General features: G+C 65.8%; 17 protein-coding genes. 9 read left to right on the top strand and 8 right to left on the bottom strand.

The window, feature by feature from the left end:
• Window positions 1–4 precede the first annotated feature (4 nt).
• Window positions 5–1201, top strand: coding sequence for a glycosyltransferase family 4 protein (locus IY145_RS08670; RefSeq protein WP_196407841.1), 1197 nt, complete (start codon window positions 5–7; stop codon window positions 1199–1201).
• An 84-nt stretch (window positions 1202–1285) separates the two neighbouring features.
• On the opposite strand, the gene IY145_RS08665 is transcribed toward IY145_RS08670, so the two are convergent.
• Window positions 1286–2911 carry an inorganic phosphate transporter gene (locus tag IY145_RS08665; RefSeq protein WP_196407840.1) on the bottom strand — a complete coding sequence of 542 codons (1626 nt, stop codon included), beginning with the start codon at window positions 2909–2911 and terminating at the stop codon, window positions 1286–1288.
• Between the two features lie 309 nt (window positions 2912–3220).
• On the opposite strand from IY145_RS08665, the gene IY145_RS08660 reads away from it, so the two are divergent.
• Entirely contained in the window at window positions 3221–3454 is a 234-nt protein-coding gene (locus tag IY145_RS08660; protein ID WP_196407839.1) for a hypothetical protein, read from the top strand.
• Between the two features lie 81 nt (window positions 3455–3535).
• Here IY145_RS08660 and IY145_RS08655 read toward each other — a convergent pair whose 3' ends face one another.
• Together IY145_RS08655 and IY145_RS08650 are read right to left on the bottom strand one after the other, a co-directional pair.
• Window positions 3536–4840 (bottom strand): UDP-glucose/GDP-mannose dehydrogenase family protein, encoded by a 1305-nt coding sequence (locus tag IY145_RS08655; protein ID WP_196407838.1) that lies wholly within the window; start codon window positions 4838–4840, stop codon window positions 3536–3538.
• 174 nt (window positions 4841–5014) lie between these two features.
• The gene (locus IY145_RS08650; protein WP_196407837.1) at window positions 5015–7294 is read right to left on the bottom strand and encodes an NADP-dependent malic enzyme; all 2280 of its coding nucleotides are present in this window, start codon (window positions 7292–7294) and stop codon (window positions 5015–5017) included.
• Window positions 7295–7531: 237 nt separating this feature from the next.
• Between IY145_RS08650 and IY145_RS08645 the strand changes: the two genes are divergently transcribed.
• Together IY145_RS08645 and mutS are read left to right on the top strand one after the other, a co-directional pair.
• Window positions 7532–8107 (top strand): hypothetical protein, encoded by a 576-nt coding sequence (locus IY145_RS08645; RefSeq protein ID WP_196407836.1) that lies wholly within the window; start codon window positions 7532–7534, stop codon window positions 8105–8107.
• A 143-nt stretch (window positions 8108–8250) separates the two neighbouring features.
• Complete coding sequence (gene mutS, locus IY145_RS08640; protein ID WP_196407835.1) at window positions 8251–10941, top strand: DNA mismatch repair protein MutS; 2691 nt, start codon at window positions 8251–8253, stop codon at window positions 10939–10941.
• A gap of 146 nt (window positions 10942–11087) precedes the next feature.
• On the opposite strand, the gene IY145_RS08635 is transcribed toward mutS, so the two are convergent.
• Window positions 11088–11381: a hypothetical protein gene (locus IY145_RS08635; protein ID WP_196407834.1), complete on the bottom strand. Its 294-nt coding sequence runs from the start codon at window positions 11379–11381 to the stop codon at window positions 11088–11090.
• 113 nt (window positions 11382–11494) lie between these two features.
• Window positions 11495–11773 (bottom strand): TonB-dependent receptor plug domain-containing protein, encoded by a 279-nt coding sequence (locus tag IY145_RS08630; protein WP_196407833.1) that lies wholly within the window; start codon window positions 11771–11773, stop codon window positions 11495–11497.
• A 176-nt stretch (window positions 11774–11949) separates the two neighbouring features.
• On the opposite strand from IY145_RS08630, the gene IY145_RS08625 reads away from it, so the two are divergent.
• From IY145_RS08625 to IY145_RS08615, 3 genes are all read left to right on the top strand, one after another.
• Window positions 11950–12300 carry a hypothetical protein gene (locus IY145_RS08625; RefSeq protein WP_196407832.1) on the top strand — a complete coding sequence of 117 codons (351 nt, stop codon included), beginning with the start codon at window positions 11950–11952 and terminating at the stop codon, window positions 12298–12300.
• A gap of 80 nt (window positions 12301–12380) precedes the next feature.
• A complete protein-coding gene (locus IY145_RS08620) occupies window positions 12381–14168 on the top strand; it encodes an acyl-CoA dehydrogenase (RefSeq protein WP_196407831.1) in 1788 nt (595 codons plus the stop codon).
• Window positions 14169–14206: 38 nt separating this feature from the next.
• Complete coding sequence (locus tag IY145_RS08615) at window positions 14207–14968, top strand: enoyl-CoA hydratase-related protein (RefSeq protein WP_196407830.1); 762 nt, start codon at window positions 14207–14209, stop codon at window positions 14966–14968.
• Window positions 14969–14970: 2 nt separating this feature from the next.
• On the opposite strand, the gene IY145_RS08610 is transcribed toward IY145_RS08615, so the two are convergent.
• Window positions 14971–15465, bottom strand: a complete 495-nt coding sequence (locus IY145_RS08610) for a hypothetical protein (RefSeq protein ID WP_196407829.1) — start codon at window positions 15463–15465, stop codon at window positions 14971–14973.
• Between the two features lie 138 nt (window positions 15466–15603).
• On the opposite strand from IY145_RS08610, the gene IY145_RS08605 reads away from it, so the two are divergent.
• On the top strand, window positions 15604–16323 hold the full coding sequence (locus IY145_RS08605; RefSeq protein ID WP_196407828.1) for an SOS response-associated peptidase: 720 nt from the start codon (window positions 15604–15606) through the stop codon (window positions 16321–16323).
• Between the two features lie 101 nt (window positions 16324–16424).
• Window positions 16425–17369: a peptidoglycan-binding protein gene (locus IY145_RS08600; protein ID WP_196407827.1), complete on the top strand. Its 945-nt coding sequence runs from the start codon at window positions 16425–16427 to the stop codon at window positions 17367–17369.
• 138 nt (window positions 17370–17507) lie between these two features.
• Here the strand turns inward: IY145_RS08600 and IY145_RS08595 are convergent, their stop codons facing one another.
• Window positions 17508–19322, bottom strand: a complete 1815-nt coding sequence (locus IY145_RS08595; RefSeq protein WP_196407826.1) for an aminopeptidase P family protein — start codon at window positions 19320–19322, stop codon at window positions 17508–17510.
• Between the two features lie 44 nt (window positions 19323–19366).
• Window positions 19367–19945 (bottom strand): GNAT family N-acetyltransferase, encoded by a 579-nt coding sequence (locus tag IY145_RS08590; protein WP_246721870.1) that lies wholly within the window; start codon window positions 19943–19945, stop codon window positions 19367–19369.
• Window positions 19946–19988: the final 43 nt, after the last annotated feature.

Below are 19988 nucleotides of genomic sequence, written 5' to 3'. Positions count from 1 at the left end.
ACCAATGGGACCGCGCAGCTCGGTAGAAGTCGTTCAGGTGACGCAGGAGTTCAGTCGCGCCGGCGGCGTCGAGAGCGTCGCATTCGAGCTCGCGCAAGCCTTTGCGCGCGCCGGCGTGCGCAACAGCGTCGTGACCGCGGTCGTCGCCGGCGATGGCGACGAAGCGACGGAGATTGCGAGAGTCGCGCCCTGGCTTTCGCGCATACCGACGCGGGGCGCGCTGCGCCATATCGGCCGTCTCATCGTCGTGCCGTGGTTCACGCTCGCGGCGACATCGGCCGTGCGTCGCCGCGCAGGGGCGGCGCAAGTCATCAGCCATGGCGATTGTCTCTGCGGCGATGTGCTGGTGGTTCACGCCGTCAATGCGGAAAGCCTCGCGCAAAAGCGCAAGGCGGGCAATTGGAGCTGGCTGCTCAATCCATTGCATTATTGGGTCGCCTTACGCGATGCCTGGATGATCGGCGGTCTTCGTTACCGAAAATTCGTCGCCGTGTCGGCGCGCGTTCGCGAGGAACTGCAATTTCATTACAATGTTCCCGCCGAGCGCGTGCGGGTGATCTACAATGGCATCGATCTCGATCGTTTCCAAGCGTCGGAGGCGGCGCGCGCGGCAATTCGCGACGCATTCGGAATTCCGCGGGACGCGCGGCTCTTGCTTTTCGTCGGACATGAATTCGACCGCAAGGGGCTCGCCCATGTCATCGACGCGCTCGCGCTTTTGGACGAGCGCTATTGGCTGGCCGTGGTCGGCTCCGACAATCCGGCGCGCTATCGCAAACGCGCCGCGGAGGCGGAGAGCCGCCTCGTATTTTGTGGCGCGCGACGCGATGTCGCCGCTTTCTACGCCGCGGCCGACGCCTTTGTGTTTCCGACGGCCTATGAGACCTTCTCGCTCGTCTGCATGGAGGCGATGGCGGCCGGCCTGCCGGTCTTCGCGACGCGCGTCGGCGGCATAGAGGATTATTTGCGCGACGGCGTGAACGGTTTCACGATAGAGCAGGACGCGCGCGGCGTCGCGGACAAATTGCGCGAGGCGTTCGACGACGAGGCCGGCTATGCGGCGCTGCGCGCCGGCGCGCGCGCCACCGCCGAGAATTTCGGCTGGGACAGCGTCGCGGCGAAATATCTCGATCTGCTGGACGAAATGCGGTTGGAAAAGCTCGGCGTCGCCGGCAGGAGCAGGGCGAAAAGCTTTCCGTGAAAGCGGGCGCGAGAGCGAAGAGTTCGTGCTCGAACTCTTCGCTCATGAGCGACAGCCCCGCCCTCGAGGGGAGGGCGAGTCGGCTCACATGATCTGGCGCAGCAGGAAATAGAGCGACGCCGAGAGCAAAATGGCGGCGGGGAGCGTGAGCACCCAAGCCATCAGCAGCTTCTGGATCGTCGCCATCTGCACGCCGCCGCCATTGGCCGTCATCGTGCCGGCGACGCCGGAAGAGAGGACATGCGTCGTCGAGACCGGCAGGCCGTACATATCAGCGGCGGCGATCGTGCCCATGGCGACGAGCTCCGCGGAGGCGCCCTGGCCATAAGTGAGATGCTGCTTGCCGATCTTCTCGCCGACGGTGACGACGATGCGCTTCCAGCCGATCATCGTGCCGAGGCCGAGCGCGATGGCGACGGCGATCTTCACCCAGAGCGGGATGAATTTGGTCGCCTGATCGATCTGATCCTTATAGTCCTTCAGCGTTTTCTTGTCGGAGTCGGTCAGTTCCGCCGCCTTGTCCTTGGCGAGGAAGCGCAAGGCCTCCGACACGAGATAGATGTCGTTGCGCGTGTTGCCCACCGCGGCGAAGGGGATTTTCGAGATCGAGCCATAGCTCTCGATCTGCTGGGAGATGTCGCGGATCAGCACGGCGAGCGAGGGATAGGTTCCCTCGTTGATCTGATGCTGGGCGACGTAATTGGTCACGGCCGGGCGCGGATCGCCGAGGACATTGTAGCCGGCCGCCTTCGCTTCGACGACCTTCGAGGCCGCATGCGAGGCCTTGGAGAAGCTCTCGAGATGGCTTGCCGGCAGCGCGCGATTGAGCGCGTAAGAGGTGGGCACCGTGCCGATGAGGATCAGCATGATGAGGCCCATGCCCTTCTGGCCGTCATTGGAGCCATGGGCGAAGGAGACGCCGGTGCAGGTCAGCACCAGCAGGCTACGAATCCACCAGGGCGGCGCGGCCTGGCCCTTGGGCTCCGTATAGAGCTCCGGCTTGCGCACGAAGAATTTCAGCGCCAGCAGCAGCAGCGCCGCCGAGACGAAGCCGACGATAGGTGAGAGAAGCAGCGCATAGCCGATGTCGGTGGCCTTGCCCCAATCGACGCCGGACGTCCCATCGCGCCCGCGCATGAGGGCGTTGGCGACGCCGACGCCGATGATCGAGCCGATCAGCGTGTGCGAGGAGGAGGCCGGCAGGCCGAGCCACCATGTGCCGAGGTTCCACATGATCGCGGCGATGAGCAGCGCGAACACCATGGCGAAGCCGGCCTGCGAGCCCACTTGCAGAATGAGTTCGACAGGCAGCAGCGAGACGATGCCGAAAGCCACCGCGCCGGTCGAGAACAGCACGCCGAGGAAATTGAAGAAGCCCGACCAGACGACGGCGACGGGCGCCGGCAGCGAGTGGGTGTAGATCACCGTCGCCACGGCGTTGGCGGTGTCGTGGAAGCCGTTCACGAATTCGAAGCCGAGCGCGATGAGCAACGCGACGCCGAGCAGCAGGAAGGGAAGGAAATTCGTCACCGGCGCGCCGGATTCGAGAATGTCCTGGTAGATGCTCCAGGCCGTGAAGGCGAGGCCGAGGGCGACGATCGCTAGGAAAACGAGTAGCGCGCGTATGTCGAGCGGATGATCGAGCTTCGGCTTTGGACTATGCGCGTCGACGCTCGATGGCAATTCGACGCTCGAGGCAACGGATGTCATAAGACTCTCCACGCAATTGAAAGGCGTGAATATTCAACAATCGGAGACGACGGCCGTGTGACGAATGTGGCGCGCCTCTGGCGTGGAGCAGAAATTCATCGCCGCCTCTTTGCTCGGAAGTGAGATTATTCTCCCGACGCGGTTCTTTGAAAAGAACATTCCATTTGACATAACGAACGATTCGCATGAGCCTATAAACGCCCGATGGGGGCGGCGCGCCGCTCGTTCGAGATGTTCATCGCGGGCGAGAAGGAATTGGCGTCGCGGCGCGGAACGGGCTCCACGCCGCGCAGACTGAGGAGGCCAAAAATGTCCGACGCCTATATCATCGAGCTCGGCGAAGAAGCCGTCGGCGTGGTCGCCCGCGATGCGAACGGCTATCGCTTCTATGCGGCGAAACAATCTTTTCGTCCGCTGGAGGGCCGCTTGTTCCATTCGGCCGAGAACGCCCGTAACGCGGCGCTCGAGCTGCGCCGGGAAGCGCCGCCGATGCTCTCGGCGCTGACTTCTCTCGGCCTTTCCGAGCGGCGGGGCCGCGCGTGATCCGCGCCTTGTGCGCCGAAATCGAGGGCGGCTCCTGAATTCCCGGTCGGGCCTTTGGCCCGCCGGGAATGATCGCAGCGTCTATTCGCGGCCGACGCTCAGATAAGTGAAGCCGCGTTTGCGAATGTCGGCGGCGCGGTAGATGTTGCGCAGATCGACGATCACCGGCGTCTTCAGCAGTGTCTTGACGCGGTCCAAGTCGAGCGCGCGGAACGCATCCCATTCGGTGACGATCACCAGAGCGTCGGCGCCTTCCGCCGTCGCGTAAGGGTCGTCGCAGAAGGTCACTTCCGGCATCAAGGGCCGCGCTTGGCCCATGCTCTCCGGATCATAGGCGTAGACCTTGGCGCCGTCGCCGGCCAGCGAGGCGACGATGGAGAGCGAAGGCGCGTCGCGCATGTCGTCGGTGTTGGGCTTGAAGGCGAGGCCCAGCAGGCCGATCTTCTTGCCACGCACCGAGCCGCCGAGCGCCGCGATCACCTTGCGGGCCATGGCGCGCTTGCGCGAATCATTCACCGCGACGACCGTCTCCACGATGCGCAGCGGCGCGCTATAGTCCTGGCCGGTTTTGAGCAGCGCGAGCGTGTCCTTGGGGAAGCAGGAGCCGCCATAGCCCGGCCCGGCGTGCAGGAACTTGCCGCCGATGCGCTTGTCGAGGCCGATGCCGCGCGCGACGTCCTGAACATCGGCGCCCACTTTCTCGCAGAGATCGGCGATCTCGTTGATGAAGGTGATCTTGGTGGCGAGAAAGGCGTTGGCCGCATATTTGGTGAGCTCCGAGGTGCGGCGGCCGACGAAGACCAGCGGCGGCTCGTTGAGGCTCAGCGGCCGGTAGATTTCCGACATCACCTCGCGCGCGCGCTCGTCCTCTATGCCGATGACGACGCGGTCGGGACGCTTGAAGTCCTCGATCGCCGCGCCTTCGCGCAGGAATTCCGGATTGGAGACGACGGCGAAATCCGCTCCAGGGTTCACCTCGCGAATGAGGCGCTCGACCTCGTCGCCCGTGCCGACCGGAACGGTCGACTTGTTGACGATGACCGTGAAACGGTCCAGCGCCCGGCCGATCGTTTCGGCGGCGGCGTAGACATAGGAGAGGTCCGCATGGCCGTCGCCGCGGCGCGAGGGCGTGCCGACGGCGATGAACACGGCGTCCGCGCCGCGCACGGCGGGGGCGAGATCGGTGGTGAAGAACAGGCGATTTTGCCGCACATTATTGGCGACGAGCTCGTCGAGGCCGGGCTCATAGATCGGAATTTCGCCGCGCAGCAGCCGCTCGATCTTCGAGGCGTCGCTGTCGACGCAGGTCACGACATGGCCGAAATCCGCGAAGCAGGCGCCGGACACGAGGCCCACATAGCCCGATCCAATCATTGTGATGTTCATCGTCTCTGGTCTCTCGTTCTGTCCAAAGGATTGTCACTGCAATGCAATTATTTCATCGCCGTGACAGAACAGCGGTCTGATGCGCCCGCTACGCGCCGCCCAGAAGGCGGCTGACTTTTTAAACTGGAGCGAATTCTGATCGCTCGAACGATTCCGTCCGAGCGGAAAGCGCTCTCAACCTCCGACCCCGAAAGCCGCCAGCGCGGCCATATTGACGATATCGGCGTCGGTCGCGCCCAATTGAACGATTTGGATCGGCTTGTCGAGCCCGACGATCAGCGGACCCAGCACTGTCGCCCCGCCCAGCTCCTGTAGCATTTTGGTCGAGATCGACGCGGAATGAAAGGCCGGCATTATCAGCACATTGGCGGTGTCGCTGAGGCGGGAGAAGGGATAGGCCGCCATCGCCTGCCGGCTGAGGGCGACATCGGCCGCCATCTCGCCCTCATATTCGAAGTCGACGCGCCGCGAATCGAGCACGCGCACCGCGTCATGGACGCGGGCGGTGCGCTCGCCCGGCGGATAGCCGAAGGTCGAGAAGGCGAGCATGGCGACGCGCGGCTCGAGGCCGATGCGCCGCGCCACGCCGGCGGCCTCTATCGCTATGTCGGCGAGATCGGCGGCCTCGGGCATTTCGGTGATCGCCGTATCGGCGACGACGACGATGCGCCCATGCGCCAGCACCAGCGAGGCGCCGATGAGCCTGTGTCCCGGCTTCTGGTCGACGACATGGCGCACATCCTCCAGCGCATTGGAGAAATTGCGGGTGACGCCGGTCACCATGGCGTCGGCGTCGCCCTGCGCCACCATAGCCGCGGCGAAATGATTGCGGTCGGTGTTGATGAGGCGCTGACAGTCGCGGAACAGAAAGCCTTTGCGCTGCAGGCGCTCGAACAGAAATTGCGCATAGACGCCATTGCGCGAGGAGAGCTTGGCGTTATGCACCTCGATCTGATCGCTGAGCTCCAGGCCGGCGCTCCGCGCCGTTTGCGCCACGCGATCCTCGCGGCCGACGAGTATGGGGCGGCCCAATCCCTGCGCGACAAAGGAGAGCGCCGCGCGAATGACCTGCTCCTCCTCGCCCTCGGCGAAGACGACGCGCTTGGGGTCGCGCCGCACGCGATCATAGATCGTATGCATGAGGCCGGCGATCGGATCGCGCCGCGCGGAAAGCTCCGCGCGATAGGCGTTCATATCGACGAGCGGGTGACGCGCGACGCCCGAATCCATCGCCGCCTTCGCCACCGCCGGCGGCACGATGGAGATGAGGCGCGGATCGAAGGGTGCGGGGATGAGATAGTCGCGTCCAAAGCGCGGCCGCGCGCCCTGATAGGCGTTGGCGACCTCGTCCGGCACATCCTCGCGCGCCAGCTCGGCGAGAGCCTTCGCCGCGGCGATCTTCATTTCCATGTTGATCGTCTTGGCGCGCACGTCGAGCGCGCCGCGGAAGATGTAAGGGAAGCCCAGAACATTGTTGATCTGGTTCGGATAGTCCGAGCGTCCCGTGGCGACGATGGCGTCGGGGCGGGCGGCGAGCGCCTCCTCCGGCGTGATCTCGGGATCGGGATTGGCCATTGCGAAAATGATCGGATCGGGCGCCATCGTCTTCAGCATGTCGGGCGTCAGCGCGCCTTTCACCGAGAGGCCGAAGAAAATATCGGCGCCGTCCAGCGCCTCGGCGAGCGTGCGCGCGCTGGTGTCGACCGCATGCGCGCTCTTCCACTGATTCATGCCTTCGGCGCGGCCGCGATAGACGACGCCCTTGGTGTCGCAGAGCGTGACATTCTGCGCCGCGAAGCCCATGGCCTTGGCGAGATCGAGACAGGCGATGCCGGCCGCGCCCGCGCCATTGCAGACGAGCTTGGTGTCCTTGATGTCGCGGCCGGTGAGATGCAGCGCGTTGAGCAGTCCCGCGGTGGAGATGATCGCGGTGCCGTGCTGATCGTCGTGAAAGACGGGAATGTCCATCAATTCGCGCAGGCGCTCCTCGATGATGAAGCACTCCGGCGCTTTGATATCCTCGAGATTTATGCCGCCGAAGGAGGGACCGAGATAGCGCACGGCGGCGATGAAGGCCTCGACCTCCTGAGTGTCGATCTCGAGGTCGATGGAGTCGATGTCGGCGAAACGCTTGAACAGCGTCGCCTTGCCTTCCATCACGGGCTTGGCGGCGAGCGCGCCCAGATTGCCGAGGCCGAGGATCGCCGTGCCATTGGTGATGACCGCGACGAGGTTTCCCTTGGCCGTATAGTCGAAGGCGAGGGAGGGATTTTCCGCGATCGCCAGCACGGGCGCGGCGACGCCGGGCGAATAGGCGAGCGACAGATCGCGCTGCGTCGCCATGGGTTTCGTGGGCACGACGGCGATTTTGCCGGGTCGCCCACGCGAGTGATAGAGCAGGGCCTCCTTGTCGGTGAAGACAGGACGTTCGCGCTTCGGAGGCTTTTCCGCCATTTTTCCCCCTCTCGGTCCGAATCATCGGATTGCCGGCGGCACTTAGCAAGAGGTTTGCGACGACAATATGCCGAAGGTCGCGGCGGCGCCGTTCACGCCTTCGGCGCAGCCGGCCGCTCGCGCAGGATATCGTTGACCGATCTGCGTCGAAGCTTCTATTCTGCGCGGAGAGGCCGCGCGTTTTGTCGCTCGCCGAAGCATCTCGACGAAATCAGCGTTTCTGACCAGGAATACGCAATGTCGCAGGTCGTTTTTCGCGAACCGCCGAGCTATCGCGAGCCGCCGCATTCCTGGGTGCGCGAGCTTCTCCGATTCCTCGGCGCGCTCATCGCGATCCTATGCGTCCTCGCGGGATCTTACGGCATTTTCGTGGCGGCGCATTCGTGGCTCGCTCCAGCCGAATCGTCGTCCGATGCGATCGTCAGTCGGGCGCGCCTGGAGGCTGCGCGCGACTTCGTTTCGAGGGCGGCTGGCGAGGTTCCGAGAGGCGAGCTGAAAATGGACATCGCCGAGACGGACACGGAGCAACTCGGGCGAGCGGCGATCGCCGCTTATGGCAAATTCCTCGAGGGCCTCGGAGGAGGCCCGCCGCCGTCGCCTCCGCAGCCCGGCCCGCTCTGGAAGCTGAAGGGCTGCAAGCTAGAGATTCAAAAGACTTTTTCGATCGCCGGCGGAGAAATTTCCCCGGGTGCGATCGACGTCTGCCAGGCGGCCGTCGCCACCTGTGTGGGCGTAGCGGTGCTGCGCTGCCCGGCCGATCAGGATTGGGAATGCGTCAAGCGCGCCCTCACTCTCAAATGCGTGCTTTTTTAGCAGCGGAGCCGCGATCGGCGTCGTGACTCCTTCGGCCGCGACTTTCGAGCGGCGATCGAGGCCGACGGCGCTTTGCTTTTTGTGTCCTTCGTGTCTTTGTGGGTGAAAAGAGCCACAAAGACAGGATGAGCGCGAAGCTGCCCATGGACAAAACGTCGCCCGCTCCCGACGACAAGGCCGCCCGGCCGACGCCGATGATGGCGCAATATATAGAGATCAAGGCGGCCAATCCCGATTGCCTGCTGTTTTATCGCATGGGCGATTTCTACGAGCTGTTCTTCGAGGACGCCGAGACCGCCTCGCGGGCGCTCGGCATCATGCTCACCAAGCGCGGCAAGCATCTGGGTGCGGACATCCCAATGTGCGGCGTGCCGGTGGAGCGCGCCGATGATTATCTGCAAAAGCTCATCGCGCTCGGCCATCGCGTCGCCGTCTGCGAGCAGATGGAGGATCCGGCCGAGGCGCGCAAGCGTGGCAATAAATCGGTCGTCAAGCGCGATGTCGTGCGTCTCGTCACCCCCGGCACCATCACCGAGGAGCAGCTTCTCGATCCCTCGCGCCCCAATGCTTTCGCGGCGCTCGCGCGGCTGCGCGTGGGCGATGGCGGCTGGCGCTACGGCCTCGCCTGCGTCGATATCTCCACCGGCGCCTTCGATGTCGCCGAGGTCGGCGAGGCGGAGCTCGTGGGCGAATTGGCGCGGCTCGAGCCGCGTGAGATCGTCGCGGCGGAGGCGCTCTGCGCCGACGCCAGTCTCGCTGGGCGTCTCGAGCATCTCGACGCGCCGCTGACGCCGTTCGGCCGCGACGCCGGCGAGGGCGAGAGCGCGGAGCGGCGGCTGCTCGATTTTTTCTCCGTCGCGACGCTCGATGGGTTGGGCGCGCTCGGGCAGGCGGAGATCGCGGCGGCGGCCGCGGCCATCCTCTATGTCGAGCGCACGCAAAAGGGAAAGCGCCCGGCGCTGCGGCGCCCCTCCAGCCTGCGCCGCAGCGCGACGCTGGAGATAGACGCGGCGACGCGCGTGAACCTCGAGCTGACGCGCACGCTGAAGGGCGGGCGCGACGGCTCGCTGCTGGCGACGATCGACATGACCGCGACGCCCGCCGGCGCGCGCCTGCTGGCCGAGCGCATCGCCGCGCCCGCCACCGAGCCGGCGCCGATCGCCGAGCGGCACGACGCTGTCTCCTTCTTCGTCGCCGAGCCGGAGCTGCGCGCGCGATTGCGCGCTCTGCTCGCCCGCGCGCCGGATGTGGCGCGGGCGCTCTCGCGCCTGTCGTTGCAGCGCGGCGGCCCGCGCGACCTCGGCAATATTCGCGCGGCGCTCGTGGCGGCGCGGGAGATCGTCGCCGCCTTCGCCGCGCATGAGCCGGCGACGCTCGTGGCGCGGGAAATCGTAGAGCTCGCCGCCGGCGATGGCGAATTGGAGCGCGCCATAGAAGCGCGGCTCGCCTCCGATCCGCCGCTCGACAAGCGCGCGGGAAACTTTATCGCGCAAGGCTTCGACGCCGAGCTCGACGAAGCGCGCGCGCTGCGCGACGAGAGCCGGCGCGTCATCGCCTCCTTGCAGCAGCGCTATGTCGAGCTGGCCGAAACGAAGCAGCTCAAGATCAAGCACAACAACTTTCTGGGCTTCTTCATCGAGGTTCCGCAGGCGCAGGGCGAGAAGCTGCTGCGTCCGCCCTTCGACACGCTGTTCACGCATCGCCAGACGATGCAGGACGCCATGCGTTTCTCGACGCGCGAGCTCGCCGAGCTCGAGGCGAAGATCGCCTCCGCCGCCGATCGCGCGCAGGAGCGCGAGCTGGCGCTGTTCGAGGAATTGGCGGGCGCCGTTCTCTCGCGCGCGCAGGAGCTGCAGCGATTGGCGGAAGCCTTCGCCGCGCTCGATGTCTTCGCGGCGCTGGGCGAGCTCGCGGCGAGGCGCGACTGGACACGGCCTCATGTCGACGCCTCGCTCGATTTCGAGATCGTCGGCGGACGCCATCCGGTCGTCGAGGCCTCGCTGGAAGCGCAGGGCAAAGTTTTCGCGGCCAATGATTGCGATCTCGGCGACGCGCGCGCCGGCAGAATCGCCGTCGTCACCGGCCCCAATATGGCCGGCAAATCCACCTATCTGCGGCAAAATGCGCTCATCGCCATTCTCGCTCAGGCGGGCTCTTTCGTGCCGGCCAAGAGCGCGCGGTTAGGGGCCGTGGATCGGCTGTTCTCGCGCGTCGGCGCGGCGGATGATCTCGCGCGTGGGCGCTCCACCTTCATGGTGGAGATGGTGGAGACGGCGGCCATATTGAATTGCGCCGGCCCTCGCTCGCTCGTCATTCTGGACGAGATCGGCCGCGGCACGGCGACATTCGACGGGCTCTCCATCGCTTGGGCGACGATCGAGCATTTGCACGAGGTCAATCGTTCGCGCGCGCTGTTCGCGACGCATTTCCACGAGCTGACGCAATTGACGAAGCGCATGGGCCGGCTCGTCAATCTCACCATGAAGGTGAAGGATCACGCGGGCGAGGTGGTGTTCCTGCACGAGGTGACGAAAGGCGCGGCCGATCGCTCTTATGGCGTGCATGTCGCCGAGCTCGCGGGGCTTCCGGCGAGCGTGGTGGCGCGGGCGCATGCGATTCTCGCGGAGCTCGAGGCGGCGGACCGCCGCGCGCCGGTGGAGAAGCTCATCGACGATCTGCCGCTTTTCGCTCATGTTACGACCCATGTCGGGACGAGCGCATCGCCGAAGGACGAATTGCGCGCCGCGCTGGCGACGATCGATCCCGACGCGCTCACGCCGCGCGAGGCGCTGGCCGCGCTCTATGAGCTGAAGGCGAAGGCCGGGGGGCGCTGAGCGCGCCTCGAGTCTTTTGCTTTGACGCGTTGCCGAACCGGCGCCCACTTCGGCTGGAAACGCTAGTGTTTTCGAGCGAAGTGGGAACTGGTTCGCGTGAAGAAAACACGACAGAGCAAGGAGATCTAGAGTCAACCGGAATGACTCTAGCCTCGCGCATAGGCGGCATAGGCCGCATTCGCTTGCGACGTGGTGGAGGCGCTGTCGAGCTTCGCGCCGCCGAGCGTGAGATCACGCAGGCTCGAGAGCAGCGCGTCGATCTGCGCATAAGGGTCTTGTCCCTTTCCCGTGTCGGTTTCCGAAGCATCGACGTCCGAGGCCCGGGGAGAAACCTGCGTGTTCTGCGCGTTGCTCGCGGCGACCTCGGGCGCCGTCGGCCGACGCTCGACGCTCGGCACCGCGGGCAGGCTGTAGAAGAGGCTGGAAAGGGCCAGTGACAAAACCTTGCTCCCGTCTGTCAGTTTTTCGAGACGAGAAACGTTGTAGAGGGGGGAATTTAATGTACGTAGCCGAAGGTCTGCGCAATTTTACCTATTCGAGTGGTCGCTCGCGATCAGCGGCCGATCACCTGCACACCAGGGACGAAGCGCAGCGCGTCGCCCACTGTCGTCGCCTGAATGTCGTCCATGAATTTGCGGGACACGACGGTCACGCTGCCGGGGACATCCATCACATGGCGTTTCTCGCCGCCGGGCGTGGTGACGAAGGGGACGTAATAGCCTTCTTCCGAGGGTGGGGCGGATGCGCGTTTCGCCTTCTGCGACGATGCGGCGAGCGCGCCCGTCGAGATCAGCGCCAATGCGACGCCGGCCAGAATTCGAACATGAGGCATGATGATGTCTCCTCGCGGTCGTTCGGGGCTCCGACGCATTGCTACCACGAAGGCCGGAGCGTCCGAAGAGGATTTTATCGCTGCGGCCGGGCGAAGGCCGAAGCGGCCGCGCCGCGCGGCCCGCGTCTTCACGCGAAGCTCATTGTCGCGCCTCCGTCCGAAGAGAGGGCCAAAAAATGGCTCGGACCGTTTTTTTCGTCTGGCCGATCGCGGCTTCGGTCGTCTGCACATTGAAGCTGGCGCGCGATCTTCGAAACAGGGGGCACGAGATTATTTATCTCGGAACGCCCGAATGTCGTCGATTCGCGCTCGCGCACGACTTGCCCTTCATCCCGCTCTACGAGAGCGCTTTTCCAGAAAGAGATTCCTACATTCAGGGCCAGGCGCGCCTGTTCGGGGCGGAGCTGCGGGCGGAGCGGTCTCGAGCGATCGAGCTGGTCGAGGCGCTTCTCGACGAGCGATCGGGCTCGGTCGGGAAGGCTGCGCGCTCGGCTGAAAACAAGATTTGCGCGAGCGCCGCAGGGTGAGCGCGATTCGTCGCTCCTGTCGGTGGAATAGCGCTGCGGCGGCGCTAAAATAAGGGAGCGATTCTTTCCTGGAGCCCTCTATGCCCTATCGTGCGCCTCTCGACGATCTGCTCTTCGCCATGCGGCGGGCGGCTGGCCGGGCGGCGTTCGAGCCGGGCGGGCTCTATGCCGATCTCGACGAGGCGACCGCCGCGGCGACGCTTCGGCAAGCGGCCAAATTCGCCGAGACGGCGCTGCTGCCGCTCGATCGCATCGGCGACCGCAGCGGCGTGACCCTCTCGGACGGCGCGGTCGCGACCGCGCCCGGCTGGCGCGAGGCCTATGCGCTCTGGGTCGAGGGCGGCTGGAACGCGCTCGCGGCCCCGTCCGCCCACGGCGGCATGGGGCTGCCCTTGCTGCTCGCCGCCGCCTGCACGGAGATTTGGAACGCGGCCAACATCTCCTTCGCGCTCTGTCCGCTGCTCGGCCAGGGCGCGATAGAGGCGATGGATATCCACGCGAGCGAGACGCTGAAATCCGTCTATCTGCCGAAGATGATCTCCGGCGAATGGACGGCGACGATGAATCTCACCGAGCCGCAGGCCGGCTCCGATCTCGCGCATCTGCGCGCCCGCGCCGAGCCCGCCGGCGACGGCTCCTATCGGCTGTTCGGGCAGAAGATCTTCATCACCTATGGCGAGCACGATCTCGCCGAGAATATCGTCCATCTGGTTCTGGCGAGGCTTCCCGACGCGCCCGCCGGCACACGCGGAATTTCCCTGTTCCTGGCGCCGAAATTCCTGCCGGGTCCGGACGGGCGTCCCGCCGAGCGCAATGATGTCCGCTGCGTCGGCGTCGAGCACAAGCTCGGCGTCCATGGCTCGCCGACCTGCACGATGGCCTATGGCGAGAGCGGCGGCGCGGTCGCCTTTCTCGTCGGCGGCGAGAATGAGGGCCTCGCCTGCATGTTCACCATGATGAACAACGCCCGGCTCTCTGTCGGGCTGCAGGGCGTCGGCCTGGCCGAGCGGGCGACGCAGACGGCGCTCGCCTACGCCCGTGAGCGCCGCCAGGGCCGGGCCTGCGCGACAGGGCCCGATCCGGCGCCGATCGTCGAGCATCCCGATGTCGCGCGCATGTTGATGACGATGAAGGCCAAGACCGCCGCCGCGCGGGCGATCTGCTATCTCACCGCGGCGGCGATGGATCGCGCCCGGCGGCTCGAGGGCGCGGCGGCGCAGGCGGCGCAGGAGCGCGCCGGCCTGTTGACGCCGCTCGCCAAGGCCTATTCCACCGACATAGGCGTCGAGGTCGCCTCGCTCGGCGTGCAGGTCCATGGCGGCATGGGCTTCATAGAGGAGACCGGCGCCGCGCAATTGCTGCGCGATGCGCGCATCACGCCGATCTATGAGGGAACGAACGGCATTCAGGCGATCGATCTCGTCACCCGCAAGCTGCGCCTCTCCAAAGGCGCGGCCGTGTGGCGGGAGATCGACGAGATGCGCGACGACATAGAGGCGCTGGCGGCGAGCGATGACGCCGTTTTCGTCAATATGGCGCAGCGCGCCGCGGCGGCGGTCGACGCTTTCGAGCGGGCGACGGATTTTCTGTCCGCGGCGGTCGATCCGCGCGGCCTCGAGACTCTCGCCGGAGCGACGCCCTATCTGCGCTTGTTCGCGCTCGCGCGCGGCGTCACTCTGCTCGGCGCCGGGGCGCTCGCGGCGCATCGCGCCGGCGCCACGCAAGCCGCGGCGCAGAACCGAGTCGTCATGGCGCGATTCTTCGCCGATAATCTCGCCGTGGCGGCGGAGGGGCTGGCGCAGGCCGTCGTCGGAGGCGGCGACTCCATCGCCGCCGGACTGGCGCTCCTGTCGTCCGGCGGGGACTGAACACGAGCGGCGGCGCTCGCAATATGTGAGAGATGCTCATGCAGGACGCCGGAATTGTCGTGCGCCGAGACGGTCCGCTCATGCGGATCGTCATCGATCGGCCGGCCAAGCGAAACGCGATCAACAAGCCCATGTACGAGGCGATGATCTCGGCTTTCGCGCAGGCCGACGCCGACGAGGACATTCGCTCGATCGTGGTTTCCAGCGCTGGCGGCGATTTCACCGCCGGCAATGATCTCGAGGATTTCCGGCGGCCGCTCGACAATCTGCACGAGTTCCCGGCGCTGCGCTTCGTCCGCGCGCTGGCGGCGCTGCAGACGCCGATCGTCGCGGCTGTCGTCGGCGACGCGGTCGGCGTCGGCGTGACGATGCTGTTCCATTGCGATCTCGTCTACGCCTCGCATGGCGCGCGCTTCAAAATGCCTTTCGTCGATCTCGGCGTCATTCCGGAGGCGGCCTCGACCTTGCTCGTCCCGCAGCGCATCGGCCTCGTCAAGGCGACGGAATTCATGCTGCTCTGCGAGAGCTTCGGGGCGAGCGAGGCGCTGCGCCTCGGCGTCGTCAACGCCGTCGCCGGTTTCGACGAGGTGGAGGAGATGGCGCTGGACGCGGCCCGCAAGCTCGCCGCCAAGCCGCGCGCCGCCCTCGCCGCGACGCGGCGGCTGCTGCGGGGCGATACGGCGGCCGTCGCCGCAAGGCTCGAGGAGGAGGCGGCGCTCTTCGCCGCGGCGCTGTCGATGCGGGAGACGCGCGCGCGGCTCGAGGCGTTTTTCGCGGGCGTGACGGAAGCGGCTTCCTGATTTCAGTCGTCGGACAATCTGGCGTAGTTCACCAGACGCGACGCCCGCAACAATATGGCGCGCATTTTTTCGCCGGCGCGCGCGCATGTGCCGGCGAGACGGTCGAAGTTCTGCGGCGCGCCGGTGCGATATTGCAGGCGGACCGCGGCGACGCTGGCGACGGCGATGGTGTCGAGCTCCGCGACATAGGCTTCGAAGCGACGCTTGAAGTCCGGGCTCACCTTTTCATAGGCGGCGAGGGCGGAGTGCCGGCCAGGAAGCTGCGATCGCTCGAAATATTCCTGGTAGGTCACCGGGCGCCAGGCCAGCAGATCGTCGATGAGCTCGGGCATGTGGGGCAGCTGCTCCAGCATCATCACGAGCTCGTTGAACAGATTGAGATAGTCGTTGGCCAGTCCGGAAACCGGACTGATCAGCGGCTTGGTGGCGGAAAATTGATTCGGCGCCCGATTGCCGTCGACTTGATCGAGCGTTGCGAATTGCGCGTCAGCCGTCATAGGAAATCCCGATATGCTGGGTCCAATATGGGCTTCAATTGATAAGAATCTCTTTCCAGCTCTGCACGACGATTCCGAGAATGCGCGCGATTTCCGCGGTTTCGCGGCGCCGAGAGGATAGGAGAATCGAAGGAAATCATGTGCGGGAGATACGCCGTCACCCTGCCGCCACAGGCGGTGAGAGACTATTTCGGCTATGCGGATCAGCCGAATTTTCCGCCGCGCTATAATATAGCGCCGACGCAGCCGGTCCCGATCGTGCGGCAGGAGCGCGATCCGCGCGGCGGCGAGGCGCGGCGATTCCAGCTCGTCCGCTGGGGCTTTCTGCCGGGCTTCGTGAAAGATCCGGCGAGCTTTCCGCTCATCGTCAACGCCCGCGCCGAGAGCGCGCCCGAAAAGCCGAGTTTTCGCGCCGCGATGAAACGGCGCCGCTGCCTCTTCATCGCCGACGCTTATTACGAATGGCGGCGCGATGGCGCGAAAGGCCGCGCGCGGGCGAGCCGGCCCTATCTTTTCCACCACGTCGATGGAACGCCGCTGGCCCTGGCTGGTCTTTATGAGACATGGATCGGCAAGGACGGGAGCGAGGTCGACACCGCCTGCATACTCACCGTCTCCGCCAATGGCGCGACGGTCGCCATTCACGACCGAATGCCGGCGATCCTCGCGCCGCGCGATTTCGATCTGTGGTTGAGCCTCGACGAATATGCAGCCGAAGCGGCCTGGCGGCTGCTCGTCCCGGCGCCCGACGACGCGCTCGAATTTTTCGAGATCGGCCCGGACGTCAATAAAGCGGCCAATGACGGGCCATGGATTCAGGAACCGATCCAGCGGCCGCGCGTCGATCTCCTCTCCTGAGGCGAACCGGGAAGAAAAACGTCTTGGCGGCTCGCCTGCGGGTGATATGAATCTCGACCGTCGCTTGTTTCGACGTGATATTTTCTCGAAGGGAGTTTGTAATGCGCATCGTCATGCGCGCCGCCGCTGCGGCGCTCGGGATCGTTTTGGCTTCGTCCGTCGGCGCTGCGAGCCTCGCGGGCCCCTATAATCCCGTCACTCAGGCGGCGCAGTCGAAACTCGTCTCGCAGGGTTTCGATCCGGGAACGTTGGACGGCGTGGCCGGGACGAAGACGGCGGCGGCGATCACCGGCTTCCAGCAGAAGTCGGGCCTGCCGCAGAGCGGCGCGCTCGATCCCGCGACGCTCGAGAAGCTCGGGATCGGCGTCTCGACGTCGAAGCCGGTCGCCGATTGGATCGCCGTTCCGACCCAGGAGGAGATCGACAAGCTCGTCGCCGCCAAGAATATTCCGGCTCAGCCCTACAGCAATTACGTCCCCAACGCCGCGGCCGCAGGCCTGTCGCTGCCCGGCGCGGCGATCCTCGCGGCGATGAACCAGAGCGCCGATATTTACGGCAGCCGTCGCGCCGGCGAGCCCAAGCACACGGATCAGGGCTATCAATATACGGCCGATTGCCTGAAGACGAATTATGCGCCGACCGACTGGTCGGACATTGCGATTCATTATTATTGTCAGATGTCGAAGCCGCGCGCCTGCTACACTTATGCGCTCTCCGGCAAATCGACGCCCGCGGGATTCAAATATCAGCGTCCGGCTGCCTACCGCGGCTGTGCGGCGGGCAGTTTGAAGGAGGCCGCCGACTTCGTCGCCTTCGTGCCGAAGACGCAGCCGCTGGTCTTTCAATATGTGATGTTCGGCCAGACGCACGCCTTCGATCACGAGCAGGAGCAGGCGATCATCAACGCCTTCTATGGCGTGAAAAACCCCGCCGACCAAGCCGAATGCAAGGCCAAGCGTCCGCGCCGCACCGAAGACCCGACCGACGGCACCCATTGCCTCGTGAGCAAGATCCTGTCGCCGCGCCTCGCCGGCAAGGGCGATTGAGGCGGGTAGTTCCCTCTCCCGCGCAGCGTCCGCAAAGCGGGGGAGGGAGCAGATTCCGCGCTTCATCGAGATTTCGCGTAACGCCGGCCGCCCCCTCTCCCGCGATAGTGAGGGAGGGGGCGCAGCGGAAGATGCGCGTTACAGCCGCCGCGTCGCCTGTGTCAGCCATTTGCGCGTCTTGGCGTCGAGATGCGGCGACAATTCCGCGCGCACCCGCGCATGATAGGCGTTCAGCCAGCGCGTCTCCTCGACGCTCAAGAGCTTCGGCTCGACGAGCGCGAGATCGAAGGGCGCGAGGGTGAGCGTCTCGAAGCCGAGCATCTCGCGCTCGGCGCCTTCGATCTCGCGCTTCTCCACCACGATCAGATTCTCGAGGCGAATGCCATATTCGCCGGCGCGGTAATAGCCCGGCTCGTCGGAGAGGATCATGCCCGGCTGCAAGGGCGTCGCGCCGAGCTTCGATATGCGCTGCGGCCCCTCATGCACGGAGAGATAGGCGCCGACGCCATGGCCGGTTCCATGGTCGAAATCGAGCCCCGCCTCCCACAGGGAGCGCCGCGCGAAAGCGTCGAGCTGCGCGCCGCTGACGCCGACGGGAAACACCGCGCGGGCGACGCCGATATGGCCCTGCAGCACGCGGGTGAAATGCTCGCGCAATTGCTTGGACGGACGGCCGACGCCGATGGTGCGCGTCACATCCGTGGTGCCGTCGAGATATTGCGCGCCGGAATCGACGAGATAGCAGCCGCGCGCAATGCGCAGATCGCTGGCCTCGGTCACGCGGTAATGCGGAATGGCGGCGTGCGGGCCGAAGGCCGAGATGGTGGGGAAGGAGAGATCGCGCAGCTCGCCGCTCTCGCGGCGGAAGGTCTCCAGCGCCTGAGCGGCCGAGATTTCCGTGAGTCTGCCCTTGGGCGCCGTCTCGGCGAACCAGGCGAGGAAGCGCGTCAGCGCGACGCCGTCGCGCAAATGCGCGGCGCGCGCGCCGTCGAGCTCTATGTCGTTCTTGACCGCCTTCAGCAGCGCGATCGGGTCTTCGCCGAGCTTTTGGCGTCCGCCCGCCTCGCGGAAGAGATCGACGAGCTTCGCCGGCGCGGTCGCCGAATCGAACAAAATCGTCATTCCTCGCGCGCCGGCGGCGGAGAGATCGTCGACGACCTCCGCAGCCTCGCATATGTCGGCGAGGCCCTCCAGGCCGGCTCTCGTCTTCGCCGAGAGCTTGGCGGGATCGATATAAAGAAGCGGCCGGCCGTCCTTCGGCAGAAGCGCGAAGCCGAGCGCGATGGGCGTATGCGCCACATCGGCGCCGCGCAGATTGAAGAGCCAGGCCAGCGCATGCGGATCGGAGACGAGCAGAGCGTCCGCCTCGCCCAGCGCCTTGCGCACGCGTGCGATCTTCGTCTTGGCGGCGACGCCCGCGAGCCGTGGCGGATAGAGCGAGATCGCCCCACAGGGCGGCTCGGGACGATCGCTCCACACCGCGTCTATGGGGTTGTCGTCGAGCGCGACCAGCGTGACGCCCTTGGCCTCCAGCGCCTTGGCGTAACGCTCGATCTGCGCGGGCGTATGCACCCAAGGGTCATAGCCGATACGCGCGCCTGTCTTCGCCTTTTCGGCGAGCCAGCGCGCGGGCGAGGTCTGCGCTATGTCCAATACGGCGACGCGTTTCGTGTCGACCTGCTCGGGCGCCTGCAGCGTATAGCGGCCGTCGACGAAGAGCGCGGCTTTGTCTGCGAGCACGACGACGACGCCGGCCGAGCCGGTGAAGCCGGTGAGCCAGGCGAGGCGCTCGGCCGATTTCGGCACATATTCGTTCTGATGCTCGTCGGCGCGGGGCGCGATGAAGCCATCGACTTTACGGCGCGCGAGCTCGGCGCGCAGGGCGGCGAGGCGCTCGGCGCTGTCCTGCGCGCTGGCGTCGTCGGTGAAGCTCTGGAATCTGCTCTCGAACATATCTCGAACCTATGCCCTTCCCCGCTTTGCGGCAATATGGCGGCTCAACCGAGTCGACGCGCCATGAGCGCTTCGTCGAGATAGAGGCCGTCCGCCGTCTTCACGGACGCCGGCTCGACGCCATAGATCGTAAATCCCCAACGTTCGTAGAAGCGCAACGCCCTGCCATTGTCGCGCATCACTGTCAGCGTGACGATCTCGTAGTTTGTGCGCGCGTGCTCCATCAGCGCGGCCATCAGCGCGTCGGCGCCGCCCTCGCCTCTGTGTCGCTCGCGCAGATACATTCCCCATAGCAACGTCTTGTGCTTCGTCTTCGCGCCGGCGAAACCCGCGAGCCCGGCGACGCCGACGAGCGTCTCGCCATCGAAGGCGCCGACGACGAAATCGCGCGCCAGCCGCGCCGCGACCTCCGGCGTCGCAAAATGCGCCTCGTCCTCCGGCGCAAAGCGGAACTCACGCTCGTGCAGGCGGAAGCCTTCCTGCCGCAGTGCGTGGAACTCCGCCGCATCGGCGGGCGTGAGTCGGCGAATCGTCAGCGCCATGGTCGCGGTTTCGTCCTCTTTCGTCGCGCCGAGCGTAGCAAAGCGCGCGCCGATTTCCATCCATGCCGCGGAGGTCGTCATCGTGAGGCCGTCTTTGCGGGCGGAGCAGTGGAGTGGGGCGGCT

This window comes from Methylosinus sp. H3A (assembly GCF_015709455.1).
Taxonomy (GTDB): Bacteria; Pseudomonadota; Alphaproteobacteria; order Rhizobiales; family Beijerinckiaceae; genus Methylosinus.
This window is presented reverse-complemented; position numbering and strand designations above follow the sequence as displayed.

Excerpts from the sequence above, each read along its gene's own strand:
- IY145_RS08670 (WP_196407841.1), top strand. The coding sequence starts at position 5 with ATGGGACCGCGCAGCTCGGTAGAAGTCGTTCAGGTGACGCAGGAGTTC.
- IY145_RS08665 (WP_196407840.1), bottom strand. The coding sequence starts at position 2,911 with ATGACATCCGTTGCCTCGAGCGTCGAATTGCCATCGAGCGTCGACGCG.
- IY145_RS08660 (WP_196407839.1), top strand. The coding sequence starts at position 3,221 with ATGTCCGACGCCTATATCATCGAGCTCGGCGAAGAAGCCGTCGGCGTG.
- IY145_RS08655 (WP_196407838.1), bottom strand. The coding sequence starts at position 4,840 with ATGAACATCACAATGATTGGATCGGGCTATGTGGGCCTCGTGTCCGGC.
- IY145_RS08650 (WP_196407837.1), bottom strand. The coding sequence starts at position 7,294 with ATGGCGGAAAAGCCTCCGAAGCGCGAACGTCCTGTCTTCACCGACAAG.
- IY145_RS08645 (WP_196407836.1), top strand. The coding sequence starts at position 7,532 with ATGTCGCAGGTCGTTTTTCGCGAACCGCCGAGCTATCGCGAGCCGCCG.
- mutS (WP_196407835.1), top strand. The coding sequence starts at position 8,251 with ATGGACAAAACGTCGCCCGCTCCCGACGACAAGGCCGCCCGGCCGACG.
- IY145_RS08630 (WP_196407833.1), bottom strand. The coding sequence starts at position 11,773 with ATGCCTCATGTTCGAATTCTGGCCGGCGTCGCATTGGCGCTGATCTCG.
- IY145_RS08625 (WP_196407832.1), top strand. The coding sequence starts at position 11,950 with ATGGCTCGGACCGTTTTTTTCGTCTGGCCGATCGCGGCTTCGGTCGTC.
- IY145_RS08620 (WP_196407831.1), top strand. The coding sequence starts at position 12,381 with ATGCCCTATCGTGCGCCTCTCGACGATCTGCTCTTCGCCATGCGGCGG.
- IY145_RS08615 (WP_196407830.1), top strand. The coding sequence starts at position 14,207 with ATGCAGGACGCCGGAATTGTCGTGCGCCGAGACGGTCCGCTCATGCGG.
- IY145_RS08610 (WP_196407829.1), bottom strand. The coding sequence starts at position 15,465 with ATGACGGCTGACGCGCAATTCGCAACGCTCGATCAAGTCGACGGCAAT.
- IY145_RS08605 (WP_196407828.1), top strand. The coding sequence starts at position 15,604 with ATGTGCGGGAGATACGCCGTCACCCTGCCGCCACAGGCGGTGAGAGAC.
- IY145_RS08600 (WP_196407827.1), top strand. The coding sequence starts at position 16,425 with ATGCGCATCGTCATGCGCGCCGCCGCTGCGGCGCTCGGGATCGTTTTG.
- IY145_RS08595 (WP_196407826.1), bottom strand. The coding sequence starts at position 19,322 with ATGTTCGAGAGCAGATTCCAGAGCTTCACCGACGACGCCAGCGCGCAG.
- IY145_RS08590 (WP_246721870.1), bottom strand. The coding sequence starts at position 19,945 with ATGACGACCTCCGCGGCATGGATGGAAATCGGCGCGCGCTTTGCTACG.